The organism is Streptomyces sp. NPDC058459 (genome assembly GCF_042721685.1).
In the GTDB taxonomy this organism is placed as follows: domain Bacteria; phylum Actinomycetota; class Actinomycetes; order Streptomycetales; family Streptomycetaceae; genus Streptomyces.
Genome location: NZ_JBHXLV010000051.1, coordinates 1 through 23,666 on the forward strand (window position 1 = coordinate 1; position 23,666 = coordinate 23,666).

At 71.9% G+C, this 23,666-nt stretch carries 22 protein-coding genes and 1 tRNA gene; 7 read left to right on the forward strand and 16 right to left on the reverse strand.

Going from position 1 to position 23,666, the window contains the following annotated elements:
* Positions 1-140: 140 nt before the first annotated feature.
* The 3 genes from ACFWN1_RS12735 to clpS form a co-directional block, all read right to left on the reverse strand.
* Positions 141-1,559, reverse strand: coding sequence for an amino acid permease (locus ACFWN1_RS12735; protein WP_384360491.1), 1,419 nt, complete (start codon positions 1,557-1,559; stop codon positions 141-143).
* 344 nt (positions 1,560-1,903) lie between these two features.
* Complete coding sequence (locus ACFWN1_RS12740) at positions 1,904-2,512, reverse strand: DUF2017 domain-containing protein (RefSeq protein WP_384360493.1); 609 nt, start codon at positions 2,510-2,512, stop codon at positions 1,904-1,906.
* A gap of 10 nt (positions 2,513-2,522) precedes the next feature.
* Positions 2,523-2,831 (reverse strand): ATP-dependent Clp protease adapter ClpS, encoded by a 309-nt coding sequence (clpS, locus tag ACFWN1_RS12745; RefSeq protein WP_384360495.1) that lies wholly within the window; start codon positions 2,829-2,831, stop codon positions 2,523-2,525.
* Positions 2,832-2,896: 65 nt separating this feature from the next.
* On the opposite strand from clpS, the gene ACFWN1_RS12750 reads away from it, so the two are divergent.
* Complete coding sequence (locus ACFWN1_RS12750; RefSeq protein WP_384360497.1) at positions 2,897-4,243, forward strand: nicotinate phosphoribosyltransferase; 1,347 nt, start codon at positions 2,897-2,899, stop codon at positions 4,241-4,243.
* Positions 4,244-4,338: 95 nt separating this feature from the next.
* On the forward strand, positions 4,339-4,932 hold the full coding sequence (locus tag ACFWN1_RS12755) for a nicotinamidase (RefSeq protein WP_384360499.1): 594 nt from the start codon (positions 4,339-4,341) through the stop codon (positions 4,930-4,932).
* A 143-nt stretch (positions 4,933-5,075) separates the two neighbouring features.
* On the opposite strand, the gene ACFWN1_RS12760 is transcribed toward ACFWN1_RS12755, so the two are convergent.
* Together ACFWN1_RS12760 and ACFWN1_RS12765 are read right to left on the reverse strand one after the other, a co-directional pair.
* A complete protein-coding gene (locus tag ACFWN1_RS12760) occupies positions 5,076-5,381 on the reverse strand; it encodes a hypothetical protein (protein WP_384360501.1) in 306 nt (101 codons plus the stop codon).
* Between the two features lie 121 nt (positions 5,382-5,502).
* Positions 5,503-7,866: an immune inhibitor A domain-containing protein gene (locus ACFWN1_RS12765; protein WP_384360503.1), complete on the reverse strand. Its 2,364-nt coding sequence runs from the start codon at positions 7,864-7,866 to the stop codon at positions 5,503-5,505.
* A 373-nt stretch (positions 7,867-8,239) separates the two neighbouring features.
* On the opposite strand from ACFWN1_RS12765, the gene ACFWN1_RS12770 reads away from it, so the two are divergent.
* The gene (locus tag ACFWN1_RS12770; RefSeq protein WP_384360505.1) at positions 8,240-8,533 is read left to right on the forward strand and encodes a hypothetical protein; all 294 of its coding nucleotides are present in this window, start codon (positions 8,240-8,242) and stop codon (positions 8,531-8,533) included.
* A gap of 92 nt (positions 8,534-8,625) precedes the next feature.
* Here ACFWN1_RS12770 and ACFWN1_RS12775 read toward each other — a convergent pair whose 3' ends face one another.
* Both ACFWN1_RS12775 and ACFWN1_RS12780 read right to left on the reverse strand, forming a co-directional pair.
* Positions 8,626-9,345 (reverse strand): RDD family protein, encoded by a 720-nt coding sequence (locus ACFWN1_RS12775; protein ID WP_384360507.1) that lies wholly within the window; start codon positions 9,343-9,345, stop codon positions 8,626-8,628.
* A 59-nt stretch (positions 9,346-9,404) separates the two neighbouring features.
* Positions 9,405-10,850: an RDD family protein gene (locus ACFWN1_RS12780; RefSeq protein ID WP_384360509.1), complete on the reverse strand. Its 1,446-nt coding sequence runs from the start codon at positions 10,848-10,850 to the stop codon at positions 9,405-9,407.
* Positions 10,851-11,085: 235 nt separating this feature from the next.
* On the opposite strand from ACFWN1_RS12780, the gene ACFWN1_RS12785 reads away from it, so the two are divergent.
* Positions 11,086-11,499: an SsgA family sporulation/cell division regulator gene (locus tag ACFWN1_RS12785; protein ID WP_384360511.1), complete on the forward strand. Its 414-nt coding sequence runs from the start codon at positions 11,086-11,088 to the stop codon at positions 11,497-11,499.
* A gap of 28 nt (positions 11,500-11,527) precedes the next feature.
* On the opposite strand, the gene ACFWN1_RS12790 is transcribed toward ACFWN1_RS12785, so the two are convergent.
* Positions 11,528-12,943 (reverse strand): FAD-binding oxidoreductase, encoded by a 1,416-nt coding sequence (locus tag ACFWN1_RS12790; protein ID WP_384360545.1) that lies wholly within the window; start codon positions 12,941-12,943, stop codon positions 11,528-11,530.
* A 92-nt stretch (positions 12,944-13,035) separates the two neighbouring features.
* Between ACFWN1_RS12790 and ACFWN1_RS12795 the strand changes: the two genes are divergently transcribed.
* The gene (locus ACFWN1_RS12795; RefSeq protein ID WP_384360513.1) at positions 13,036-14,514 is read left to right on the forward strand and encodes a tetratricopeptide repeat protein; all 1,479 of its coding nucleotides are present in this window, start codon (positions 13,036-13,038) and stop codon (positions 14,512-14,514) included.
* A gap of 47 nt (positions 14,515-14,561) precedes the next feature.
* Here ACFWN1_RS12795 and hppD read toward each other — a convergent pair whose 3' ends face one another.
* Positions 14,562-15,707 (reverse strand): 4-hydroxyphenylpyruvate dioxygenase, encoded by a 1,146-nt coding sequence (gene hppD / locus ACFWN1_RS12800; protein ID WP_384360515.1) that lies wholly within the window; start codon positions 15,705-15,707, stop codon positions 14,562-14,564.
* Between the two features lie 123 nt (positions 15,708-15,830).
* On the opposite strand from hppD, the gene ACFWN1_RS12805 reads away from it, so the two are divergent.
* Entirely contained in the window at positions 15,831-16,307 is a 477-nt protein-coding gene (locus tag ACFWN1_RS12805; RefSeq protein WP_384360517.1) for an Lrp/AsnC family transcriptional regulator, read from the forward strand.
* Here the strand turns inward: ACFWN1_RS12805 and ACFWN1_RS12810 are convergent.
* The 6 genes from ACFWN1_RS12810 to ACFWN1_RS12835 form a co-directional block, all read right to left on the reverse strand.
* Positions 16,304-17,095 carry a S16 family serine protease gene (locus ACFWN1_RS12810; protein ID WP_384360519.1) on the reverse strand — a complete coding sequence of 264 codons (792 nt, stop codon included), beginning with the start codon at positions 17,093-17,095 and terminating at the stop codon, positions 16,304-16,306. The two genes, ACFWN1_RS12805 and ACFWN1_RS12810, sit on opposite strands and share 4 nt — an antisense overlap.
* Positions 17,096-17,143: 48 nt before the next feature.
* Complete coding sequence (locus tag ACFWN1_RS12815) at positions 17,144-17,785, reverse strand: IclR family transcriptional regulator (RefSeq protein ID WP_384360521.1); 642 nt, start codon at positions 17,783-17,785, stop codon at positions 17,144-17,146.
* Between the two features lie 301 nt (positions 17,786-18,086).
* Positions 18,087-19,880 (reverse strand): DEAD/DEAH box helicase, encoded by a 1,794-nt coding sequence (locus ACFWN1_RS12820; RefSeq protein ID WP_384360547.1) that lies wholly within the window; start codon positions 19,878-19,880, stop codon positions 18,087-18,089.
* A 119-nt stretch (positions 19,881-19,999) separates the two neighbouring features.
* Positions 20,000-20,389, reverse strand: coding sequence for a type II toxin-antitoxin system death-on-curing family toxin (locus ACFWN1_RS12825; protein ID WP_384360523.1), 390 nt, complete (start codon positions 20,387-20,389; stop codon positions 20,000-20,002).
* Positions 20,386-20,586, reverse strand: coding sequence for a CopG family transcriptional regulator (locus ACFWN1_RS12830; RefSeq protein WP_384360525.1), 201 nt, complete (start codon positions 20,584-20,586; stop codon positions 20,386-20,388). The genes ACFWN1_RS12825 and ACFWN1_RS12830 overlap by 4 nt, the downstream gene beginning before the upstream one ends.
* Positions 20,587-20,627: 41 nt before the next feature.
* Positions 20,628-22,031 carry an MFS transporter gene (locus tag ACFWN1_RS12835; protein ID WP_384360527.1) on the reverse strand — a complete coding sequence of 468 codons (1,404 nt, stop codon included), beginning with the start codon at positions 22,029-22,031 and terminating at the stop codon, positions 20,628-20,630.
* A gap of 177 nt (positions 22,032-22,208) precedes the next feature.
* On the opposite strand from ACFWN1_RS12835, the gene ACFWN1_RS12840 reads away from it, so the two are divergent.
* Positions 22,209-22,280: transfer RNA gene (locus ACFWN1_RS12840), tRNA-Cys, on the forward strand.
* 118 nt (positions 22,281-22,398) lie between these two features.
* On the opposite strand, the gene ACFWN1_RS12845 is transcribed toward ACFWN1_RS12840, so the two are convergent.
* Positions 22,399-23,538: an SUKH-4 family immunity protein gene (locus ACFWN1_RS12845; protein WP_384360529.1), complete on the reverse strand. Its 1,140-nt coding sequence runs from the start codon at positions 23,536-23,538 to the stop codon at positions 22,399-22,401.
* Positions 23,539-23,666 lie beyond the last annotated feature (128 nt).

The following is a 23,666-nucleotide window of genomic DNA, read 5'->3' on the forward strand; positions in this document are numbered from 1 at the left end:
GGTGCGGTACGGGACGGCCCGCATGGCGGACGCCTTGAGCGGCGGCCGCCGGGGGTGCCACGAGTACTCCAGGCGGCCGGACGTCCTGGATGGTCCCTCGGCGGGGCCGGGCCGGGGCAAGCCCCGGGGCTAGCCCAGGGCTAGCCCACCTTCTCCAGCGCCGGCTCGTCCCGCTCGCCGGTCTGCGGCGTGCGGGACTTCATGATCTGCCAGCCGATACCGAGCGCGACGGCCCAGCCGGCCATCACGTACAGGCAGACGCGGGAGTCGGCATCGTACGCGATCAGGCCGGTGACGAAGAGCAGGAAGACGATGGCCACGTAGGAGAAGACCGAGCCGCCCGGGGCCGGGAAGGACGAGGCGGGCAGCCGGCCCGCGACGACCGCGCGGCGGTAGAGCACGTGGCTGATCAGGATCATCAGCCAGGTCCAGATGCCCGCGGCGGTGGCGACGGAGGTGACGTAGCCGAACGCCTTCTCCGGGACGACGTAGTTCAGCACCACGCCGATGCCCATGAACAGCACCGAGACGGTGATGCCGGTCGCCGGGGTCTTGGTGGAGGACAGCCTGGCGAAGATCCGCGGGGCCTCGCCGTTGTCCGCCAGGGTGCGCAGCATGCGGCCCGTGGAGTACATGCCGGAGTTGCAGGAGGACAGGGCGGCGGTGAGGACGACGAAGTTCACGATGCCCGCGCCGGCCGGGATGCCGATCACGGCGAACGCCTTCACGAACGGGCTGACGCCCGGCGCGAACTCGGTCCACTTGACCACGCAGAGGATGACGGTGAGGGCACCGACGTAGAAGAGGGCGATGCGCCAGGGGAGGGTGTTGATCGCCTTGGGGAGCGTCTTCTCCGGGTCCTTGGACTCGCCGGCGGTGACGCCGACCAGCTCGACCGCGAGGTAGGCGAACATGACGCCCTGGAGCGTCATCAGCGAGGAGCCGATGCCCTTGGGGAAGAAGCCGTCGAACTGGTACAGGTTCGCCACCGAGGCGGTGTCGCCGGCGGCGCTGAAGCCGAAGGTCAGCACGCCGAGGCCGATGACGATCATGCCGATCAGGGCGGTGACCTTGACCATCGAGAACCAGAACTCCAGCTCACCGAAGAGCTTCACGGAGATCAGGTTGACGCCGAACAGGACCACCAGGAGGACCAGCGCCGTGACCCACTGCGGAACGGCCGGGAACCAGTAGTTGACGTAGATCGCGGCGGCCGTCAGCTCGGCCATGCCGGTCACGACCCACATCAGCCAGTACGTCCAGCCGGTGAAGTAACCGAAGAAGTCACCGAGGAACTCGCGCGAGTACTCGGCGAACGAGCCGGAGACCGGGCGGTAGAGCAGCAGCTCGCCCAGGGCTCGCATGATGAAGAAGATGATCGCGCCCGCGAGCGCGTACATGAGGATGAGGCTGGGACCGGCCTTGGCGATGTTCGCCCCGGCTACCAGGAACAGACCGACTCCGACGGCGCCACCGATGGCGATCATCTGGACCTGCCGGCTGCCGAGCCCTCGCTCGTAACCCTCTTCAGGGGCTTCGGTGACCTTCTCAGAGGCCATGGTGGTGCGCCTTTCTCCATGCCGACCCGTGGCCTTCACTCGGCCTCGGAGCGGGTCGCGATCCCCCCGGAACTGATGGAGTGAGCAGGTCAGAGACCCGCTCGTTGCCTGGCCGGCGGTCGCCGGCTCGGTGGCGCACCCGGCCGGACATGGGTGGTGTCCGCCGGGCGATCGTGAAGATTTATCACGGCCGCAATACTGAGCAAAGGCGGGTCCCGGGGCGCTCTGTGGCACACCACACAGGAAGAACCGGACAAAGTGCGCCCAAATGCACCAAAGACTGCCGCATCGGTAATGCGATCGTTATCCGGACTTGAGCGTCCGCTGAGCGAACGGATCTCGCGCTACGGCATCAGGGTCGAGACCAGGGTCTCCTGGAGGCCGCCGAGCCAGAGATAGGCAAGCACCATGGGCTTGCGCGGATCGTCGTCCGGGAGGCGGTACAGCGGGTCCGTGTCGTCCTCGTCGGAGATCTCCAGCCGGGAGCCGATGGCCAGGCGGAGGTCGTTCAGCGCGCCGAGCCACTGCCGGGACTGCTCCGGGGACAGCTTGAGCACCGCCTCGCCGCCTTCGGCCGACGACGCGATCCGGTCCAGGGTGCGGACCACCGCGAGGGCGTTCTCCCGCTTGCCGGCCCGCAGGTCGTTCTCGGTGTAACGGCGGAACTCGGCGGAGTGCGCCTGCCGTTCCCCGGCCTCGGCAGGGTCGCCCGGCTCCTGCTCGGGGTCGGTGTAGGCGTCCGGGAACAGCCGGCGCAGCACCGGGTCGGCGGGCGGCTCGCTGGGGCCCTCGGCGAACAGCTCGGCGAGCGGGTCACCGCCGGCGTCCTCGGCGGGACCGGGTCCGATCAGCTCCAGGAGCTGGACGGCCAGCGAGCGGATGATGGAGATCTCGACGTCGTCGAGCGCGACGGCCGCGCCGCCGCCGGGGAGCGGTTCGAAGTGTCCGGGCATCTGTGTCGGTTTACTTCCGGTCCTGCTGGAGGGTGGCCCACAGTCCGTAGCCGTGCATCGCCTGCACGTCGCGTTCCATCTCCTCGCGGCTCCCGCTGGAGACGACCGCCCGGCCCTTGTGGTGGACGTCGAGCATGAGTTCGGTGGCCTTGTCCTTCGAGTAACCGAAGTACGCCTGGAAGACGTAGGTCACATAGCTCATGAGGTTGACCGGATCATTGTGGACGATCGTGATCCAGGGGACGTCCGGCTCGGGTACGGCGAAGACCTCCTCCGCCGATTCGGTGCGTTCGATCTCTACGGGCGCGGGTGACGTCACACAGCCATGCTGCCACGCACCCCAGAAATCGTCACACTGACGAAATGGGAGTACGCTGTCCTGCCATGAACACAGCGGACCTTGGGCTGCCGGTCGAAGTCCCGTCGACGGCGCTCTTCACGGACCAGTACGAACTGACCATGCTGCAAGCCGCCCTGAAGGCCGGGACGGCCGAGCGGCGCAGCGTGTTCGAGGTCTTCACCCGGCGCCTGCCGAACGGCCGCCGCTACGGCGTGGTCGCGGGCACCGGCCGGGTGCTGGACGCGGTGACGAACTTCCGCTTCGACGCGCGGATGCTCGCCTTCCTGGGCGAGCGGGGCATCGTGGACGAGGCGACCGTGAAGTGGCTGGCCGACTACCGCTTCCAGGGCGACATCTGGGGCTACCCGGAGGGCGAGGTCTACTTCCCCGGCTCCCCGCTGCTGCGGGTCGAGGGCAGTTTCGCGGAGTGCGTGCTGCTGGAGACGGTGGTCCTCTCCATCCTCAACCACGACTCGGCCATCGCGGCCGCCGCCTCCCGGATGTCCTCCGCCGCGGGCGGCCGGCCGCTGATCGAGATGGGCGCCCGCCGCACCCACGAGCTGTCCGCCGTGGCCGCCGCGCGCGCCGCCTACGTGGGCGGCTTCGCCACCACCTCCGACCTCGCGGCGGGCTTCCGCTACGGCATCCCGACCGTGGGCACCTCCGCGCACGCCTTCACCCTGCTGCACGACCAGGAGCGGGACGCCTTCCGCGCCCAGGTCGACGCCCTCGGCGCGGGCACCACCCTGCTGGTCGACACCTACGACGTCGCGGAGGCCGTCCGTACGGCGGTGGAGGTGGCCGGGCCCGGTCTCGGCGCGGTGCGCATCGACTCCGGTGACCTGCTGCTGGTCGCGCACCGGGTGCGCCGGCAGCTCGACGAGCTGGGCGCGCGGGACACCCGGATCGTGGTCACCTCCGACCTGGACGAGTACGCCATCGCCTCGCTGGCGGCGGCGCCCGTGGACGCGTACGGCGTGGGCACCCAGCTGGTCACCGGGTCCGGGCATCCGACCTGCTCGATGGTCTACAAGCTGGTCGCCCGCGCGGAGTCCGCCGACCCCTCGGCGCCGCTGGTGCCGGTGGCGAAGAAGTCCAGCGGCGGCAAGACCTCCATCGGCGGCCGCAAGTGGGCGGCACGGCGACTGGACTCCCACGGGATCGCGGAGGCCGAGGTCGTGGGCACCGGGCCGGTGCCGGACGAGCTGGCCGACCGGCAGCTGCTGGCCGAGCTGGTCAAGGGCGGCGAGGTCGTCGCGCGCGAGCCGCTGGACGCGGCGCGCGAGCGGCACATCGCGGCGCGGGCGAACCTCCCGCTGTCCGCGACCCAGCTCTCACGAGGGGAACCTGTCCTTCCGACGGAGTACCCGCCCCCGTCGTCGGGTAGCTAGAGCGGGACCGCCGTACGCCCCCGCCGTGCCCCCTCCCGCAAGAGGCCGGAAGTCTCTAGGCTCGATTCCTTGGACCCCACTCGAAGGACACCATCATGCGCCGCGCACTGATCGTCGTGGATGTGCAGAACGACTTCTGCGAGGGGGGCAGCCTCGCGGTGGCCGGCGGGTCGGACGTGGCCGCCGCGATCACCGAGCTGATCGGCCAGGCGGCCGGTTCCGGCTACCGGCACGTGGTGGCCACCCGTGACCACCACATCGCCCCGGGCGGCCACTTCGCCGACGACCCGGACTATGTCGACTCCTGGCCCGCGCACTGCGTCGCGGGCACCGAGGGGGTGGGCTTCCACCCCAACTTCGCCCCCGCCGTCGCCTCCGGCGCGGTGGACGCGGTCTTCGACAAGGGCGCCTACTCGGCCGCGTACAGCGGTTTCGAGGGCACCGACGAGAACGGTGTCACGCTGGCCGACTGGCTGCGCGAGCGGGACGTGGAGGAGGTCGACGTGGTCGGCATCGCCACGGACCACTGCGTACGGGCCACCGCCCTGGACGCGGCCTCCGAGGGTTTCCGCACGCATGTCCTGCTGGAGCTGACGGCGGGTGTGGCCCAGGAGACGACGGACAGGGCGCTGGAATCCCTCCGCGAGGCGGGCGTCCAGCTGACGGGCAAGCCGGTGGTCGACGCCTAGGGCGGCCCTGGTCCGGCCCGCGGGCCCGCTGTGGCCGACCGCGCGGTTCCCCGCGGGCGACCGCTGACGGCCGAGGACGTCTCCGGGCTCCGGCGGTCCACGGTGCGGCCGGCGGGCGCTGAGCACCTCCCGCACCCGCGGGGCTACGGCTGGACGGCGGACGTCCGCAGGGCGCGGATGGGGCGCCACAGCCCCGCTCCCTCCACCGGCGCCGTGCGCCATATGAGCCCGTCGGGGTGATGGAGGACGGCGGTCACCTCGTCCGGGGTGGGCGGGGCGGCGTTGCCCCGCAGGTACACGGACCACAGGCCGAGGTTCCGCAGCCGGGTCAGCGCCCGTGCCCGGTTCCCGGCATGCACCAGGACCCGTACCCCGTCGGAGCCGTGCGGCAGGTTCAACGCCACCACGACCGTCCCTCCGGGCAGCTTGCAGAATCCTCCTGCGGCCATGCGGTCACATCCCCGTTCACTCAGGTGTCAATAAGCGATCCACAGGACGCACCTAAACACGATCGGCGGCGACCCGCCAGGGGGTCACCGCCGATACGTCTCTGAGCTGCGAAGATATCGCTTACTTCACCGCGGGTCCGACTTCCAGCTCGATCGTGGAGCCGTCCTCCGCCTGCTTCTTGATCTTGATCTTGGTGTTGGTGTCAGTGATCTTGACACCACCGGTGGGGTTCGAGGCGTCGTAGTACGTGTGCTTGTGGTCGTTGAAGACCGCCACCCCGTTCTGCGCCTTGACCTTGGTCGCCTTGCCCGCCTTGTGCAGCGTGAAGCCGTCCGTCGGGTCGAGCGAGAACGGCGAGTCGTACGCCTGGATACGGTTGCGCAGCAGCGTCCCGTCGGACCACTTCAGCGCCTTCGGGTGGGCGTCGACCGGCAGGATCAGCCCGGTGCCCGGGTGTCCGCCGTCGGTGTTGTTGGTGTTGTTGTCCGCCTGGGAGGTGTCCCACTTCCAGATCAACAGGCCGTCCTGGTACGGGTAGTGCTCCACCCAGTCCGGCCGGTCGGTGCCGGTGAAGCCGAAGTTGTACGGGCCGACCCGCAGGGTCTTGTCGTACGACCGGTACTGGCGGTTCTCGGCGAGGTAGTACTGCGCGTAGTCCTTGGTGAAGGACGCGCCGATGCGGGAGAACCCGGTCGCGGCCCAAGCGGCGTCAGCCGTCTCGGCGTTGTCGGAGAACAGCGGCCTTCCGTCCGCGGTGACCGTGATCTCGTCGGCCGCGAAGCCCTTGAGGGCGGCGCCGCCGTCCGTCTGGTAGCGGAAGCGGAGCTGGATCTTCTGGCCCGCGTAGGCGTCCAGCGAGTACGACAGCTTCTTGTAGCCGTCCACCGTGCCGGTCAGCGCGGGCTTGTCGGAGCCGTCGCGCGGGATCGGCTTGCCGTCCACCGTGCCGTCCAGGGCGGTCCAGTTGGCGCCGTCCGTGGACACCTCGGTGTAGAGGTAGTCGAAGCCCTTCTCGATCTCGTACCAGCCGTCCAGGCCCAGCGTGGCCCTGGACTTGCCGGTCAGGTCGACCGAACGGGTCAGCGTGTTCTTGAGGTTGTCACCGCTGCCGCTCCACCACTGGGACGCGCCCTGGGCCGGGTTGACGATCTCAGTCCTGACCGCCTTCTTGGGCAGCGTGACCAACAGGGCCTGACGGTACTTGGTGTTGTACTCCGCGAGGCCGAGCTTGTGCCAGGAGGAGACGCCCGCCTTGGCGGTGTCGTAGGTCAGCCAGCCGAGCTGGAGCTTGTCCCACGCGTTCATGTCGCCGGGCAGGTTGCCGATGGAGTCCTTGCCGGTGCCGAGCCAGGAACCGGAGGACATCAGGGTCCAGAACCCGGTGGAGTTGTCGCCGCCGGCGGTGTCGTACTCGTCCGGCAGACCGAGGTCGTGGCCGTACTCGTGGGCGAAGACGCCCAGTCCGCCGTTCTCCGGCTGGATGGTGTAGTCGCCGACCCAGACACCGGTGTCGCCGACCGGGGCGCCGCCGAGCTTGTTGCCGGTGGGGCCGGTCGCGCCCGTGTCGGTACCGAAGGCGTACCAGCGGTGGGCCCAGATCGCGTCCTCACCCTGGGCGCCGCCGCCCGCGGACTCGTCCTCACCGGCGTGCACGATCTGGAAGTGGTCGACATAGCCGTCGGGCTCGTTGAAGTCGCCGTCGCCGTCGTAGTCGTAGCGGTCCCACTGGTCGTACCTGGCGAGGTCGGCCTTGATGTCGGCGCCGGACTTGCCGGCCGCCTTCTGCCCGGCGACCCACGCGTTCAGGCCGTCACTGACGACGTTCCAGACGCTGGCGCAGTTCTTCGAGCCACAGGCGTTGTTGCCGTAACGGGCCTCGTTGTACGGGACCTTGACCCAGTCCGAGACCTCGCCGTCGACCGAGTAGCGGCCCGAGGACTGCTTCTCGTAGTACTTCTTCAGCGACTCGGTCTTGGCGCCGGTGCCGAAGTAGAGGTCCTGGTAGTGCTTCTGGTCGTAATCCGCCTGCCAGGCAGTGGAGTTGTCGTTCTTGCGGTCCGGCGCGGCGATCTTGTTGTGCAGCGGGCCGGGGGTACCCCCGGACTTGGGGTCGGTCTGGTCCCCGAACTCCACCAGGATGGTGAAGATCTTGTCGGTCTTCTCCCGGCTCAGCTCGACGTACTTGCTCTCGCCCTTCTTGCTCTTGAGCTGGACGACCTTGGAGCCGTTGCGGTCCTTCGCCTTGGCCTTGCCGGCGATGAGCTGCTTCAGGGCCTCCTGGCGCTGAGCGTCCTGGGTCTTGCTCAGCGGGCCGTCGAGGTCGTGCTCCTGCTGTCCGGCCGGGGCCGGGTCGTGCCGGTTCTCGGCCGCCGGGCGGGAGGCCGTGCTCGCCTCCGCGACGGCGAAGGTGGCGAACGTGGCGGACGACGCCGCGAGGGCCACGCCTATCGCTGCGGCTCTGAACGTCCAGGGTCTGCTGGTCACTTGAAATCCTCCCCCGCGCCGCGCGCACGGGAGGAGGGTTCCGGAGCTTGGAAGGTTCCGTGCGCGCACGATCAACGCGTGTACTCAAGTGACGTAATTTGACTAGAGGTTCAGCAGAAAAGACAGACCTTGACTTGTGCAGGACAACTGCACTATGCGGAGTTGGCGTTCGCTTTACGAACGTGTGCGTCTTCCGGAACGGGCGCGTCCATCAGCCCAGTTGGCGTGCGCCATGACTCCGTGCGCCCCCCGTGCACCGCCCCCCGGGGTGAGGCGGGGCTTACCTGGCACAGGACTCGGGCATGCACGCGATGAGAGTCGAAACGGCGCCCGCAGCACACCCCCCACCCCGTCTTCCGAGGACACGATCGCCATGCCTCGTCCGACCGTCGCACAGCTCGCCTACGGTTCCTGCACCGTGGTCCTCTCCACCGTCGCCATGCTGGCCCTGTCCCAGACAGAGTCGGGCCTCGGTGTCGCCGTGATCGCGCTGGCCGCGCTCGCCCTCGGGCTGCTCGTGGCCATGACGGTGCCGCTGCCGAAGTCCTGGCCGGGCAGGTCCACCGCCGCCACCGGGCAGCCGGCGGCCGAGCCCGCCCGCCTGGCCGAGCTGCGCCGCCCCGTCGGCGCCTCGGCGGAGTCGGTACGCGGCCGCGCGGCCTCCTGAGCGCGGCCGCCCACCAGGAGCACACACCGCAGCGGCGGGGCCGGGGACTCCTCCCCGGGCCCGCCGCTCCGGCGCGCCACGCCCCCGCCCGGTCAGGTGGTGGCGACCACCACCGTCTTCGCCGCCTTGTCGTGCAGGCCCTGCTTGTACGGGCGGTCGAAGTAGCTCCAGCCGCCGCAGATCGCGGTCCAGACACAGGCGCAGCAGAAGGCGAACGGCAGCCACAGCACCAGCGCGCGGGCGAGCGAGGACTGCGGGGAGGGGGTGGCGCCGTCGCGCAGGTTCGCCACCCGCATCCTGAACCAGCGCATGCCGAGCGTCTGTCCGGTGCGGGCGATGAGGATGGTGTCGTAGGCGATGTAGAGGACGGCGGCGATGACGGACTGACCGAGTGACTTGCCGACCTCCATGCGGTCAGCGTTCACGTCGTACTGACTCACCCCGAACGCCCAGGTCAGCAGCAGTACGACGATACCGACGACGATCATGTCGATGACGCGGGCGACGGTGCGCTTGCCGCTGTCCGCGAGCGGGGGCATGCCCGCGAGGGGGTCACCGGGGTGCCCTGGACCACCGGGCCCCTGCGGCCCGCCCCCGTACGGGCCACCCCCGTAAGGTCCGCCGCCCTGGGCACCGTCCCCGTACGGTCCGCCCGAGCCGTAGGGGTCGCCGCCACCCTGGGGCGGGGGCTGCCGGGCTTCGTACGGACGGTCGTACGGCGAGCCCGGCCCCTGCTCCGACGGGGGCCGCTTCCGCAGCGGGTCGTCGTCGGGGGGCTGCGATCCGGAGCCGGGGGGCGGTTCACTGCTCATGGCCCGAGTCGACCGCGAACGCCCCGCCCCCGCACCCGGCGGGCGGCCGTCCGGGGGACCTATTCGGCCACGAAGGTGTGCGCCGCCTTGTCGTGCCAGCACTGCCGCCACGGCCGGTCGAACAGCCCCCACAGCACGCCGACGACCCCGATGACGAGGACCCCGGGCACGCTGTAGACCAGCCAGCGGCGCAGCGCGGCCCCGAAGGACGGCGGCTCGTGCCCCTCGATGTCCCGCACCTGGATGCCGCACAGCCTCTTGCCCAGGGTGCGGCCCCAGCGGGCGGTCGGCAGCACCTCGTACACCACCCCGAAGACGAGCAGGACGCCGAGCACGATGGCCAGTGAGACGCCTGTGGTGCCGTCGAGCAGCCAGACGGTGACGGTACGGCCGGACAGCCGGGCCGCCTCGATCTTGCTCTGTACGTGGTCGACGGCGCGCACCCCCAGGGGGACGGCTGCGGCTGCCGTGACGGCGCCGATGAACACGTTGTCGATCAGGCGGGCGGCGAAGCGCCTGCCGAGTCCGGCCGGGCGGGCCTCCGCCTGGCGCCGGGCCGCCGCGAGGAACGGGTCCTCCACCGGCGGCTTCCACGGCGCCACGGGCTGCTCCTCCCCCGCCCCGGCCAGCTGGTGCACCTGCTGCGCCCAGGAAGCCTGACCGCCGCCGGGTCCGTGGGCGAGCGGGGCGGACCCCTGCGGGGCGTTCGCCTGGAGGGGTACGCCGGGGCGGCGCGGGTCGGCCGGGCCGGACGCGCTCTGCGGCGGGACCGGCGGAGCCACGGCGGCCTGGGCGCGACCCGGCCCGCCTTGGGCACGCTCCGGACCGGGGTGGGCGGTACCGGGAGCGGGGTTGGCGGTGCCAGGAGTGGCGTGAGCGGTACCAGGACCAACACGGCCGGTGCCGGGAGCGGGGTGGGCGGTACCAGGACCACCGTCAGCGGTACCCGGACCACCGTCAACGTGCCCCGCACCGGTGTAACCGGTACCCGGACCCTCCTGGGCGGGGCCGACGCCCGCGGTGGTGCCCTCGGCCCGGCCGGACCCGAGCCCGCCCGCAGGCCCCTCGGACGCGGCGCTCCCCGCTGCCGGCCCGAAGCCCCCGCCGGGGCTCCCGGCACCCACGGACCCCGAGCGCCCCTCGCCGCCCGCGCCCGGCCGCACCCGGCGGAACGTCATCGTGCCGTCGTCCCGCTGGGCCCCGGCTGCCGGGCCCGGGGTGGGGCGGCGGAAGAGGAAGGTGTCCGGCGGCACCTCGCTCGCACCCGCCGAAGCGGCGCCGCCACCCTCCTCGAAGAAATGCGGACCCGTCTCCTCCACAGGGGGCGTGGCGGGGCCGGAGGTTGACGGCGCGGTGAGCGGCGCGCCGTCCGCCGGGGCGGGGCGGCTGGTGCCCGGCACCCAGGCGGCGCCGTTCCAGTAGCGGACGTAACCGGGGATGGACGGGTCCGGGTAGTAGCCCTCACGGGGCCTGTCGTCACCGTGGGCCGGCGTAGGGGCGCTCATGTCCGTCGTCCCGTATCTGCTCGGGGGTGGAAGGGAGCCTCCACATCTATCAGACCCGGGGCGTCCCACACCCCTGTCCGGCCGCAGCCCACCCCTTCCGGGCGATGCCATGGGGGCGCGCGGCGCCGGTTGGGAAAGAATTTCCGGGAACCCGCGTAATGACCGCGCCCCTGCCCCCTCTCTCCTGGCACGGGCCCGTCCGAGTGGCCCCCCGGTCAGCCGAAGGAGACAGGTCATGGAGCACACGGTGGTGGAGCGGGAACTCGAGCTGAAGCTCATCCTCTCGCCCGAGCGGAGCGTCCCGGTCCCGGCCCGGCTCGCCTACCGGTCCGACGACCCCTACGCCGTCCACATCACCTTCCACGTCGACTCCGGCTCCCCCGTGCACTGGACGTTCGCCCGGGAACTGCTGGTGGAGGGCGTGTTCCGGCCGTGCGGGCACGGGGACGTGCGGGTGTGGCCGACGAAGGCGGACGGCCGCGGTGTGGTGCTGATGGCGCTCAGCTCGCCGGACGGCGACGCCCTGCTGGAGGCGCCCGCTCCGCAGGTGTCCGCCTGGCTGGAGCGGACGCTGCGGGCGGTGCCGCCGGGCGCCGAGGCCGGCCGGCTGGGGATCGACGACGCCCTGGATCAGCTACTGGCCCGGTGAGGGGCCCCGGCTCTCATCAGCGCCCGGCTCAGAAGAGCTTGCCCGGGTTGAGGATGCCGAGCGGGTCGAAGACGTTCTTCACGGCCCGCTGCATCTCCAGGCCTACGGGGCCGAGTTCGCGCGCCAGCCACTCCCTCTTCAGCACGCCCACGCCGTGTTCGCCGGTGATGGTGCCGCCGAGTTCGAGACCGAGTGCCATGATCTCGTCGAAGGAGTCGCGGGCCCGGCGGGACTCGTCCTCGTCCAGGGCGTCGAAGCAGACCGTGGGGTGGGTGTTGCCGTCGCCCGCGTGCGCGCACAGGCCGATGGTCAGGTCGTACTTGGCGGCGATCCGCTCGACGCCCTCCAGCATCGCGCCGAGCTTCGAGCGGGGCACGCACACGTCGTCGATCATGGTGGTGCCCTTGACCGCCTCCAGCGCGGTGAGCGACATCCGCCGTGCCTGGAGCAGGAGTTCGGACTCGGCGTGGTCGTCGGCGACGACCACCCCGGTGGCCCCGGCCGCCTCGCACAGGGCGCCGACCGCGGCGAGGTCGGCGGCGGGTTCGGGGGTGTCGAACGCGGCCAGCAGCAGCGCCTCGGTGGTCTCCGGCAGCCCCATCCGGGCGAAGTCGTTGACCGCCTTGACGGTGGTGCGGTCCATCATCTCCAGCAGCGAGGGCACATGACCGCCCGCCATGATCGAGCACACCGCGTCACAGGCGTCGGCGGCGGTGGCGAACTCGGCGGCCAGCACCAGTTGCCGGGGCGGCTTGGGCCGGAGCCCGAGCACGGCGCGGACCACGATCCCGAGCGAGCCCTCGGAGCCGACGAACAGCCGGGTCAGGTCGTACCCGGCGACGCCCTTCGCGGTGCGGCGGCCGGTGGACATCAGACGGCCGTCGGCGAGGACGACGTCGAGGCCGAGGACGTACTCGGCGGTCACCCCGTACTTGACGCAGCACAGGCCGCCCGAGGCGGTGCCGATGTTGCCGCCGATGGTGCAGGTCTCCCAGCTGGAGGGGTCCGGCGGGTAGTACAGGCCGTGTTCCTCCACCGCGCGGGAGAGCACGGCGTTGACGACGCCCGGTTCGACGACGGCGATCCGGTCGACGGGGCTGATCTCCAGGATGCGGTCCATCTTGGTGAGGGACAGCACGACGCAGCCCTCGGTGGCGTTGGCGCCGCCGGACAGCCCGGTGCGGGCGCCCTGCGGGACGACCGGCACGCGCAGTTCGGTGGCGGTGCGCAGCACGTGCTGGACCTGTTCGACGGTGCGTGGCAGGACCACGGCGGCGGGGGCCCCGGCCGGGCAGAAGCTCGCCATGTCGTGGGCGTAGGAGGCGGTGACGTCGGGATCGGTCAGCACGGCTCCGGCGGGCAGCCCCGCCAGCAGCGCTGTGACGAGGCTCTCGGGGGGCGCGGTGTCGCCGTCACGGGGTGCTTCGATACGGCTCATGATCACAGCGTGGCACTCGGAGCCATCGGTGTGAACCCCGGACGCGCCGTGCTGGGGCCACCCCGATGTGGTCGTCATATTGACGCACAGTGACCGGTATGGCGAAGAGACAGCACGGCGGCGCCCAGCCCGGTACGTCCCTGGTGGCCGAGCCCGCGCGGTGCCGGTCCCGGCGATGGCCGGCCCGCACCCTGCTGACCCTGGCGGCGGGCGGTGCGGTGGCGGGCGCGGTGCTGACGCTGCTGCCGCAGGACGCGCCCCAGCGGGCCCGGCACCGGCCGCCGGCCCCGGCGCCCGGACCGCAGGCGCGGGCGCTGACGGCGGTCACCGCAGGAATCCCCGCGGCGCTCCCCGACCTGACCGAGCTGATCACCCGGCAGGAGGCCGGCGTACGGGCCCGGCCTACCGACGCCCGCGCCTGGGCGGTGCTCGGTGCGGCCTATGTGGCACGGGCCCGGCGGACGGCCGACGCGAGCGACCTCCCGCGTGCCGAGCGGGCGCTCGCCACCTCGCTGAAGGCGGACGCCGCGAAGAACACCGAGGCGCTGGCCGGGATGACCGCGCTGGCGGGCGCCCGCCGGGACTTCGCCTCGGCCAAGCGGTACGGGGAGCAGGCGCTGAAGCTGACCCCCAAGCGCTGGTCGGCGTATCCCCCGCTGATCGACGCGTACGACGGGCTCGGTGACTACACCGCCGCACGGAACACCCTGGACCGGCTGATGACGCTGCGCACCGCCCCCGCGGACCGGCCGGCCGTGATGGCGCGGGCGTCGGCCGTGTACCGGGACCGGGGCTGGCGCGAGGACGCGCTGGCCCAGCTCACGGACGCCGCCGCGGCCGCCGGTACGCCCGCCGAACAGGCCGCCTACCGGGCCGGGGTAGGCCAGTTGGCCTGGGAGCGGGGCGAACTCCCGGAGGCTCTGCGCCAGTTCACCGAGGCCCTCCGTCTGGACCCGGCCGAGGCGACGGCGGGCGCCGGCCGGGCCCGCACCCTCGCCGCCCAGGGCCGCACCGCCGACGCGCTCACCGCGTACCGCACGGCCCTGTCTAAGCGGCCGGACGCGGAAGTCACCCTGGAACTGGCCGAGTTGTACGAGTCGCTGAACCGCGCCCAGGACGCCGGGGCGCAGTACGGGCTGGTGCGCGAGCGGGCGGAGAAGGCGGCGGGCGACGGGGTCGACGAGGAACTGCTGCTCGGCCGGCTGGAGGCGGACCACGGGGACCCGCAGGAGGCGGTGACCCGGCTGCGCGCGGAGTACCGGCGGCAGCCCGGCATCGAGGTGGCCGACGCGCTGGGCTGGGCGCTGCACCGGGCGGGCGAGGACGAGGAGGCGCTGAAGTTCGCCACCACCGCCACCGACCGGACGAAGGGCGGCGGGGTGCGCAGCTCGCTGCACGCCTTCCACCGGGGCATGATCGAGTACCGGCTGGAGAAGTACGGGTCCGCCCGGCGCCACCTGCGGGACGCGCTGCTGGTCAACCCGGCCTTCTCCCCGCTGTGGGCGTCCGAGGCGCGGGCGGCGCTGACGGATCTGGGCGACGCCGAGGACGGCTCGCTGCCCGCGGACGCACTGTGAGCCGGGGGCGCGACCGCTCTTCGCGCCCCCGGCTCAGCTCAGGGGGGTTACAGGTTGCCCCGCTTCTCCTGCTCCCGCTCGATGGCCTCGAAGAGGGCCTTGAAGTTGCCCTTGCCGAAGCCCATCGAGCCGTGGCGCTCGATGAGTTCGAAGAACACCGTCGGCCGGTCCTGGACCGGCTTGGTGAAGATCTGCAGCAGATAGCCGTCCTCGTCGCGGTCGGCGAGGATCTTCAGCTCGCGCAGCGTCCCGACCGGCACCCGGGTGTCGCCGACCCACTCGCCGAGGGTGTCGTAGTAGGAGTCCGGGGTGTCGAGGAACTGGACGCCGGCCGCGCGCATGGTGCGTACCGTCTGCACGATGTCGTTGGTGGCCAGCGCGATGTGCTGGACGCCGGGGCCGCCGTAGAACTCCAGGTACTCGTCGATCTGGGACTTCTTCTTGCCGACGGCGGGCTCGTTGAGCGGGAACTTCACCTTCAGGGTGCCGTCCGCGACGACCTTCGACATCAGCGCGCTGTACTCGGTGGCGATGTCGTCGCCCACGAACTCCTTCATGTTCGTGAAGCCGAGGACGTTGTTGTAGAACGCCACCCACTCGTCCATCTTGCCGAGTTCGACGTTGCCGACGCAGTGGTCGATAGCCTGGAAGGTGCGGCGGGCGGGCGGCTCGACGACCGGCTCGGCGGCGACGAAGCCCGGGAGGTAGGGGCCGTCGTAGCCGGTGCGCTCGACCAGGGTGTGCCGGGTCTCGCCGTAGGTGGCGATGGCGGCGAGGACGACGGTGCCGTGCTCGTCCTTCACCTCGTGCGGCTCGGCGAGCGGGCGGGCGCCGTGCTCGACGGCGTAGGCGAAGGCCGCGCGGGCGTCCGGGACCTCGATGGCCAGGTCCACCACGCCGTCGCCGTGCTCGGTGACATGCCGGTCGAGGAACTCGCCCCAGGGGGTGCGGGCCCGGATCACCGAGGTGAACACGAACCGGGCGGCGCCGTTCTCCAGGACGTAACTCGCGGTCTCGCGGCTGCCGTTCTCCGGTCCGGAGTAGGCGACCAGGCGCATGCCGAAGGCGCTGGAGTAGTAGTGCGCGGCCTGCTTGGCGTTGCCCACGGCGAAGACGACCGCGTCCATTCCCTTGACCGGGAAGGGGTCGGCCTGCCGGGCGGTGTCGGGAGTGTGCTGAGTGGTCTGCGTCATGCTCGAAGGGTGGCCCCGCTCTGCAAGGTGCGCAATAGTTCGCGCATCCGCTGAGCAGCCTGTTCACCCTTATGCTCCTCTCGGCGGGCTTTCTGTGCAGGATGACCATCGCGGGAGGGCGTCATGGCGATCGACCGGCTGGACGGGCAGATCATCGTGCTGCTCGCCGAGGAGCCGCGGATCGGGGTGCTGGAGATGTCCCGGCGGCTCGGGGTGGCGCGCGGGACCGCCCAGGCCCGGCTGGACCGGCTGCGCGCGCGGGGGGTGATCCGGGGCTTCGGGCCGCAGGTGGACCCCTCCGCGCTCGGCTATCCGGTGACCGCGTTCGCCACGCTCCAGATCCGGCAGGGCCAGGGGGCGGACGTACGGGCGTACCTGGACGGGGTGCCGGAGGTGCTGGAACTGCTGACCACGACCGGCACCGGGGACATGCTGTGCCGGCTGGTGGCCCGCTCCAACGCCGATCTGCAGCGGGTCATCGACCGGGTGGTCGGCTTCGACGGCATCGTGCGGGCCTCGACGGCGATCGTGATGGAGAACCCGGTGCCGCTGCGGATCATCCCGCTGGTGGAGCAGGCGGCGGGGGAAGCGCCCGACTAGCAGGCGGGGATCTTCCCGGTGCCCTTCTCCAGCGCGACCAGGGAGTCCACCGCGCCGGAGAGGTTCGTGACCGGGATCAGGCGCAGTCCCTCGGGCAGGTTGGTGTGGGCGTCGGCGCACTCGGCCTTCGGCACCAGGAAGACGGTGGCACCGTCGCGCCGGGCGGCCTGGGTCTTCAGGGCCACCCCGCCGACCGCGCCGACCTTGCCGTCCGGGTCGATCGTGCCGGTACCGGCGATGGTGCGGCCGCCGGTGAGGTCGCCGCCGCTGCCGTCGCCGTCCAGCTTGTCGATGATGCCCAGGCTGAACAGCAGGCCCGCGCTGGGCCCGCCCACGTCGGCGAGGCGCAGGGTGACCTTCACGTCGTAGGGGTCCTTGCGGAGGTGGTCAAGCGCCGCGCTGGTCGCCGCGTCCTGGGACTGCCGCATCTGGGCCGTGTTGTGCCGCTCGATCTCCTTGACGGTGTCCCCGGTCGGGTACACCGCGTCGTGCGGCATCACCGCGCGGTCGGTGCGGAACCAGTTGCCGACCACCTGGCCGAGCGACACCCGGGTGTCCGGCGAGGTCGCCTCGATGGTCGTCATCCGCAGCTCACCTGAGGTCCTCCGGGTCTGCGTCCCCGACACGGTGATCACCGGCGTCCCGTCGTTCCTCCCCAGTACGTTCGCCGTCATCCCCGGCTGCGCCACCGCGAACGGCAGCGGCGCGAACACCGCGACGGCGACCAGCCCGGCGACGGGCAGGGCGCAGAGGGCGACGGTCCGGGAACGCGTGAGACGTGGGAGCACGGGGTCAATCTAACGCGCGCCCGCCGCTCGGAGCGGGGCCGGTACGCGCTACCGCAACGCGTCCGCGACCTCGCGGGCCGCTTCCACCACGCGCGGGCCGACCCGCTCCGGTACGGCGTCGGTGAGCATGACCACGCCGACACTGCCCTCGACGCCGGTGACGCCGACGAGCGGGGCCGCGGCGCCGCTCGCGCCGGCCTCCAGTTCGCCGTGGGTGAGGGTGTAGCCGGGGCCCGCGGACGGGGAGTGGCGGGCGGTGAGGATGGCCTTGCCGGCGGCGCCGCGTTCCAGGGGGTGACGGAAGCCCGCGCGGTAGGCGACGTGGTAGTCCGTCCAGGTCGGCTCGACCACGGCGACGGCGAGCGCCTCCGTACCGTCGACCAGGGTCAGATGGGCCGTGGCGCCGATGTCCTCGGCGAGCGAGCGCAGCGCGGGCAGGGCCGCCTCCCGTACCAGCGGATGCACCTGGTGGCCGAGCCGCAGCACCCCGAGCCCGACGCGGGCGCGGCCGCCGAGGTCGCGGCGTACGAGCGCGTGCTGCTCCAGTGTGGCCAGCAGCCGGTACACCACGGTCCGGTTCACGCCCAGCCTGCCGGACAGCTCGGTGACGGTCAGCCCGTGGTCCGTGTCGGCGAGCAGCTTGAGGACGCGCAGTCCCCGGTCGAGCGTCTGGGAGGTCTCCGCGGTCACGACGCCCCCTCCTTCGGCGGTGAGCTCGGCGTCCTCCGGCGCGCGCGTCACCGAGCCCCACCGGCGACGCGTTCCAGAGGCCGCCGATCGGCAGAACGGTCCGGCGGCTGTCGGACCCGTCGCTTCACGGCTGCGCTCCGCGGCGGCGCTGCCACGGGGCGTGTGCGTAGCGGGACAGTAGCGAGCCGGTCCGCTCAGCGGAAGACTCGGTCCAGAATCCGGTCATGACCGGTTACGGCCTGCCAGTATTCGTCCGCATACGCACACCGGTGCGCACGATCCGCTCATCCGGGGCGCCCGCTCAGCGCATCCGGGTGGCCCACTCCCCCATCTTGGCGATGCGCTGCTTGAGCTGTCCGGCGGTCGCCTCCGCGCTCGCCGGGCCGCCGCAGACCCGGCGCAGCTCGGTGTGGATCACGCCGTGCGGCTTGCCGCTCTGATGGACGTAGGCGCTGACCATGGTGTTGAGCTGCTTGCGCAGCTCCATCATCTCCTTGTGGCTGACCACCGGCCGCCGCTCGGCGGGCAGCTCCAGCAGGTCGGCGTCGGCGTCCGGCCGCTTCTTGCTGTGCGCGATCTGCCGGGCCTGCCGCTTCTGGAGCAGCAGTTGCACCTGCTCGGGCTCCAGCAGTCCGGGGATGCCGAGGTAGTCCTGCTCCTCCTCGCTGCCCGGGTGGGCCTGCATGCCGAACTCGGCGCCGTCGTAGAGGACCCGGTCGAAGACGGCCTCGGACTCCAGCGCCTCGAAGGAGAACTGCTCCTGCTCGCCGGTGTCCTCGTCCTCCTGCCGGTTCGCCTCCTCCATCTCCTTCTCGGACTCGGCGTAAGGGTCCTCCTCGCCCGCCTTCTTCGGCTTGTCGAGGGCGTGGTCCCGCTCCTTCTCCATCTCATTGGCGAAGGTCAGCAGGTCGGGCACGGTCGGCAGGAACACGGACGCGGTCTCGCCGCGCCGCCGGGACCGCACGAAACGGCCGACGGCCTGCGCGAAGAACAGCGGGGTGGAGATGGTGGTGGCGTACACGCCGACGGCGAGCCGGGGCACGTCGACGCCCTCGGACACCATGCGGACGGCGACCATCCAGCGGTCGTTGCTCGCGGCGAAGTCGTCGATGCGCTTCGAGGCGCCCACGTCGTCGGAGAGGACGAGGGTGGCCTTTGTGCCGGTCAGCTCGCGGATCAGCTTGGCGTAGGCGCGGGCGGAGTCCTGGTCGGAGGCGATGACGAGGGCTCCGGCGTCCGGGATGGCCTTCCTGACCTCGCTGAGCCGCTGGTCGGCGGCGCGCAGCACGCTCGGCATCCACTCGCCGCGCGGGTCGAGCGCGGTGCGCCATGCCTGGCTGACCGCGTCCTTGGTCATCGGCTCGCCGAGCCGGGCGGCGATCTCGTCGCCCGCCTTGGTGCGCCAGCGCATCTGGCCGCTGTAGCTGAGGAAGATGACGGGGCGCACGACGTGGTCGGCGAGCGCGTTGCCGTAGCCGTAGGTGTAGTCGGCGGCGGAGCGCCGGATGCCGTCGTTGCCCTCCTCGTACGTGACGAAGGGGATCGGGTTGGTGTCCGAGCGGAACGGCGTACCGGTCAGCGTCAGCCGCCGGGTCGCGGGCTCGAACGCCTCCAGGCACGCCTCGCCCCAGGACTTGGAGTCACCGGCGTGGTGGATCTCGTCCAGGATGACCAGCGTCTTGCGCTGCTCGGAGCGGTTGCGGTGCAGCATCGGGCGTACGCCGACACCGGCGTACGTCACCGCGACCCCGTGGTAGTCCTTGCCGACCGGGCCCGCGCTGTACTCCGGGTCGAGCTTGATCCCTATCCGCGCGGCGGCCTCCGCCCACTGCTTCTTCAGATGCTCGGTCGGCGCGACGACGGTCACCTGCTGCACGACATGGTGGTGCAGCAGCCAGGAGGCCAGCGTCAGCGCGAAGGTCGTCTTGCCGGCGCCGGGGGTGGCGACGGCGAGGAAGTCACGCGGCTGCTCCTGGATGTACTTGTCCATCGCCCCCTGCTGCCAGGCACGCAGCTTCCCGGCGGTGCCCCAGGGGGCCCGGCCGGGAAAGGCGGGGGACAGATGGCTGGAGGCGGAAGCGGCGGTGGTAGTCACGGTCTCCGGGGTGGGGGCGTAGGGCGGCTCGGCTACGTATGACAACCGGGCCACCCTACCGGCGCGGCCGGCTCCGCCGGGCTCGGACGGGGCGGGGGGCGGGGCGGGTGGGACTGAGGTCACACCGGGGGGTCGGCCAAGTCCCGCAACGCCTCCGCGATGGCCTTGATCTCGTCCATGCTCCCGGTCGCCACGGCGATCACGATCCGCTCACCGGCGTCGATGTCCGCCCGCGACTGCCGGCCGTTCATGGCCAGGAAGACCATGCAGGACACCCAGGCCGTGCGCTTGTTCCCGTCGATGAAGGGATGGTTGACCGCCAGGGACTGGAGGAGCGCCGCAGCCTTGGCGAACAGGTCCGTGTACGCCTCCTGCCCGAACATCGCGGCCGAGGGCCGGTGCACGGCGGACTCCAGCAGACCCACGTCGCGCACGACGACATCCTGGTCGTCGACGGCGTGCCCGGCGATGGACAGGACGTCCTCGGCGGACAGGTAGACGCAGGTCACTTGAGCCGCTCCAGCAGCTCGGCCCACTTGACGGTCTGCTCCTTCGCCGCCCTGCGGACCAGCGCCTCGTGCGCCGTCCGCGCGAGGTAGTCGTCCACGGCCCTCAGGAGTACGGCGTGCATGCTGACGCCCTCCTCCTCGGCGCGCAGCTTCAGAGCTTCCGTCTGGTCGTCACGGAGACGCAGGTTCATAGCCATACCAAAACGGTACCACTGGAGTGGGGTCCAAGTGGTACCAGTTATCCCGCCCGCGCCCGCAGCCGCGTCGTCACCCACGTCCCCGCCAGCGCCACGCCCGCCATCGGCAGGAAGACAGCGGCGAAGGCGTCGGCACCCGTGGAGCCCAGCGCGGCGAAGGCCGCGCCCGCACCGGCCAGCAGGACGACGTTGGAGAGGGCGTCGGAGATCTGGAGCGCGGCGGAGTTGGCGCCGGCCTCGGCGGGGGCGGAGAGCTTGAGCAGCAGCACGCTGGTGGAGGAGATCACCAGCCCCATCCCGAAGCAGCCGAACCCCCACGCGACCGCGACCGTCCACACCGGCACGGCCGGCACGAGCACCGCCGGCGCGGTGGCGATGGCCGCGGCCACCAGCACCATCCCGAAGGTCATCAGCCGCTCCCGGTACGGCTCCATCCGGTCCCGCGACTGCACCCACGACGCCGCCGCCCAGGTCAGCCCGCCCGCGGCCAGCGAGAACCCGGCGAGCGTCGGCGACAGCCCCCGCTGGGTGACGAGCATCAGCGGCACGAAGGACTCCGCCGCGATGAACGACCCCGCCGACAGCCCGCGCAGCAGCACCACGGAGGGCAGCCCGCGCGCCGCCCGGTACGTCCCCTTCGGCAGCAGCCGCAGCACGGCGGGCACCAGCAGGGCGGTGCCGAGGATGCCGGGCACCAGCGAGATCGGCCGCGGATCCTGCGCCGCGTACTGCACGAGCCCGGCGCCCAGGGAGACGGCGAGCGCGAGCCGGATGCGGCGCCGGTCGAAAGCGGGGGTCCCCGAGCCGTGCTCCACCGGCCCGCCCGCCCGGCGCCGGATCTGCGGAAGGGCGAGCCCCAGCGGAAGCAGCACGAGCAACGGGATACCGAGGAACACCCAGCGCCAGCCGAGGTGCTCCGCGACGGCGCCGGAGGCGAGCGGGCCGACGATGGAGGGCACGACCCAAGCGGCGGCGAACCCCGCCATGATCGCGGGCCGCAGCCGCTCGGGGTAGGCCCGGCTGACCACCACGTACACGGCGACGATCACCAGCCCGCCGCCGAACCCCTGGACCGCCCGGCCCAGGATGAACACCCACATCACCTGCGCGGTCCCGGACACCACGAGCCCACCCGCGAACGCCCCGATCCCGGTCGCCAGCGCGGCCAGCGGCCCCCGCCGGTCCGCCCACTGCCCGGCCAGCACCATGCCGGTGAGGCTGGTGGTGAAGTACCCGGAGAACGCGAACGCGTACAGCGAGACCCCGTCCAGTTCTCGCGCCGCGACCGGCATCACGGTCCCGATCGCGGTCGCCTCGAAGGCGATCAGCAGCACGACGGAAACGATCCCCACACTGAGCGCCCGATGCGCCCGCCCGAGCACCCCGCCCTCTTCGGCAGGGACCAGCGTGGCGACAGCACTGTCGGAGGAGTCAAGGGCGGCCATACGGGCCAGCGTAAGACCCATAGCCGACATTGACCCCTGTCGGAGGTCTTACCCGCCCCTACGACCTTCGCCGTACGACCCCGCTCCACGTGAACACGGCATGGCAGTCATATTGCACCCCGCCCAGCCCCCTTGCCCCCCTCCCCCGCCCCGCCCTACGTTCATTCCACAGCACACGGCCGTGTGCCCGAGTGGCTCAGGGACTCGCCTGCAAAGCGAGTTACGCGGGTTCGATTCCCGCCACGGCCTCTGCCTGCCTGACCAGGCGAAAGGAGAGGGCGGCACGCTCACGGGGTGCCGCCCTGGCTGGGTCCGCATGCGGTGCGATCCGGTGACGACGAGGAGCTTCAGGGCAGCGCAGGACCTCTCAGCGCACCCCGCCCGCCTCCTCCCGCAGCAGCTCCGTCCAGTAGTGCCACGAACCCGCAGGCGACACCCCCGTCGGGTCCAGGACCGTCAGCGTGGCGAGCATGGTCGCCGCCAGCTGGTCGTACGCCGTCGTCGTCAGCTCGTGCGACACGTGGGCGTCGATCACGCGTTCATGGTGAAGGAGCCAGAGCGTGAAGGCCAGCGTCGAGATGTCGGTGTTGAGGGGGTGGAGGGCGGGCTCGGCGTAGGTGAGGACCGCGCCGGTGCGGCCGTCGAGGACGAGGGTGGTGTCCGGGGTCAGTGGGCCCAGGCGGATCAGGTGGTCGGCGTGGGCGGGGAGGTCCCCCGCCTCCCCCGCGTAGTACTCCGTGAGCGTCGACAGCGGCAGCTCCGTGTCGACCGTCTCCTCCGGCAGCCCCGTCTCGCGCAGGAAGCGGCGCGTCGGCTGGTGGGTCAGGGTGGCCGGGAAGTCGACCTCCTCGAAGCGGGCCACGCGCCCGTGCCCGAACTCCTGGCCCAGCAGCCGCCCCGGCATCTCCAGCGCCAGGCCGGACGCACCCGGCGCCGCGACCAGGGACAGCGGGCGGATCAGCGCGGCCGCCCTCCAGTACGCCGGGACCGCGCCGTCCGACCCCTCCTCGAACAGCGCCAGCAGCCTGCGGGACGCCTCGCCCGCCGCTCCCGGCCCGAACCGCCCCGCCAGGGAGGCGAACCGGCCGCGCAGGCCCGCCAGTTCCTCGGTGACCGCGGCGAAGCGCAGCATGGTGGTGAGGGACGGTGCGAAGGGGTGTGCGCCGGTCGGGGTGGCGAGGTAGGCGGTGGTCGGCTCACCCGTCGCGCCGTCGAGCAGGATCGACTCGCGCTCCGGCCCCGCCGGGTTGAGCAGCTCCCCGATGACCAGCCGGTCCCGCAGCTCGTCCGCGAGCCGGCACGGGCCGCCGGTCGCGTCGACCGGCCAGCGCAGCCCGTGCGTGCGCAGCGGCGCGAAGGTCAGCAGGCCGGTGTCCGTGGGCAGGCTGGTGTCCGGGGGCAGTCCGGGGCCGGCGAGCAGCCCGCGGGCCGGCGCGTGCGTGACCAGGTGGTCCAGCTCGGCCTCGGTCAGCGTGATCGCCGTGACCTCGGCGTCGGTCATGCTCATGGCTCGCTCCCCCGCGATCGGACTCGGTACGGGGGGCACCGCGCGCGGCGGCCGCCCTCCGACTCCAAGAACCCTAGACCGCACCACTGACAACGCCCCGGGCCGGAAGACGCGAGAGGGCGCGTGCA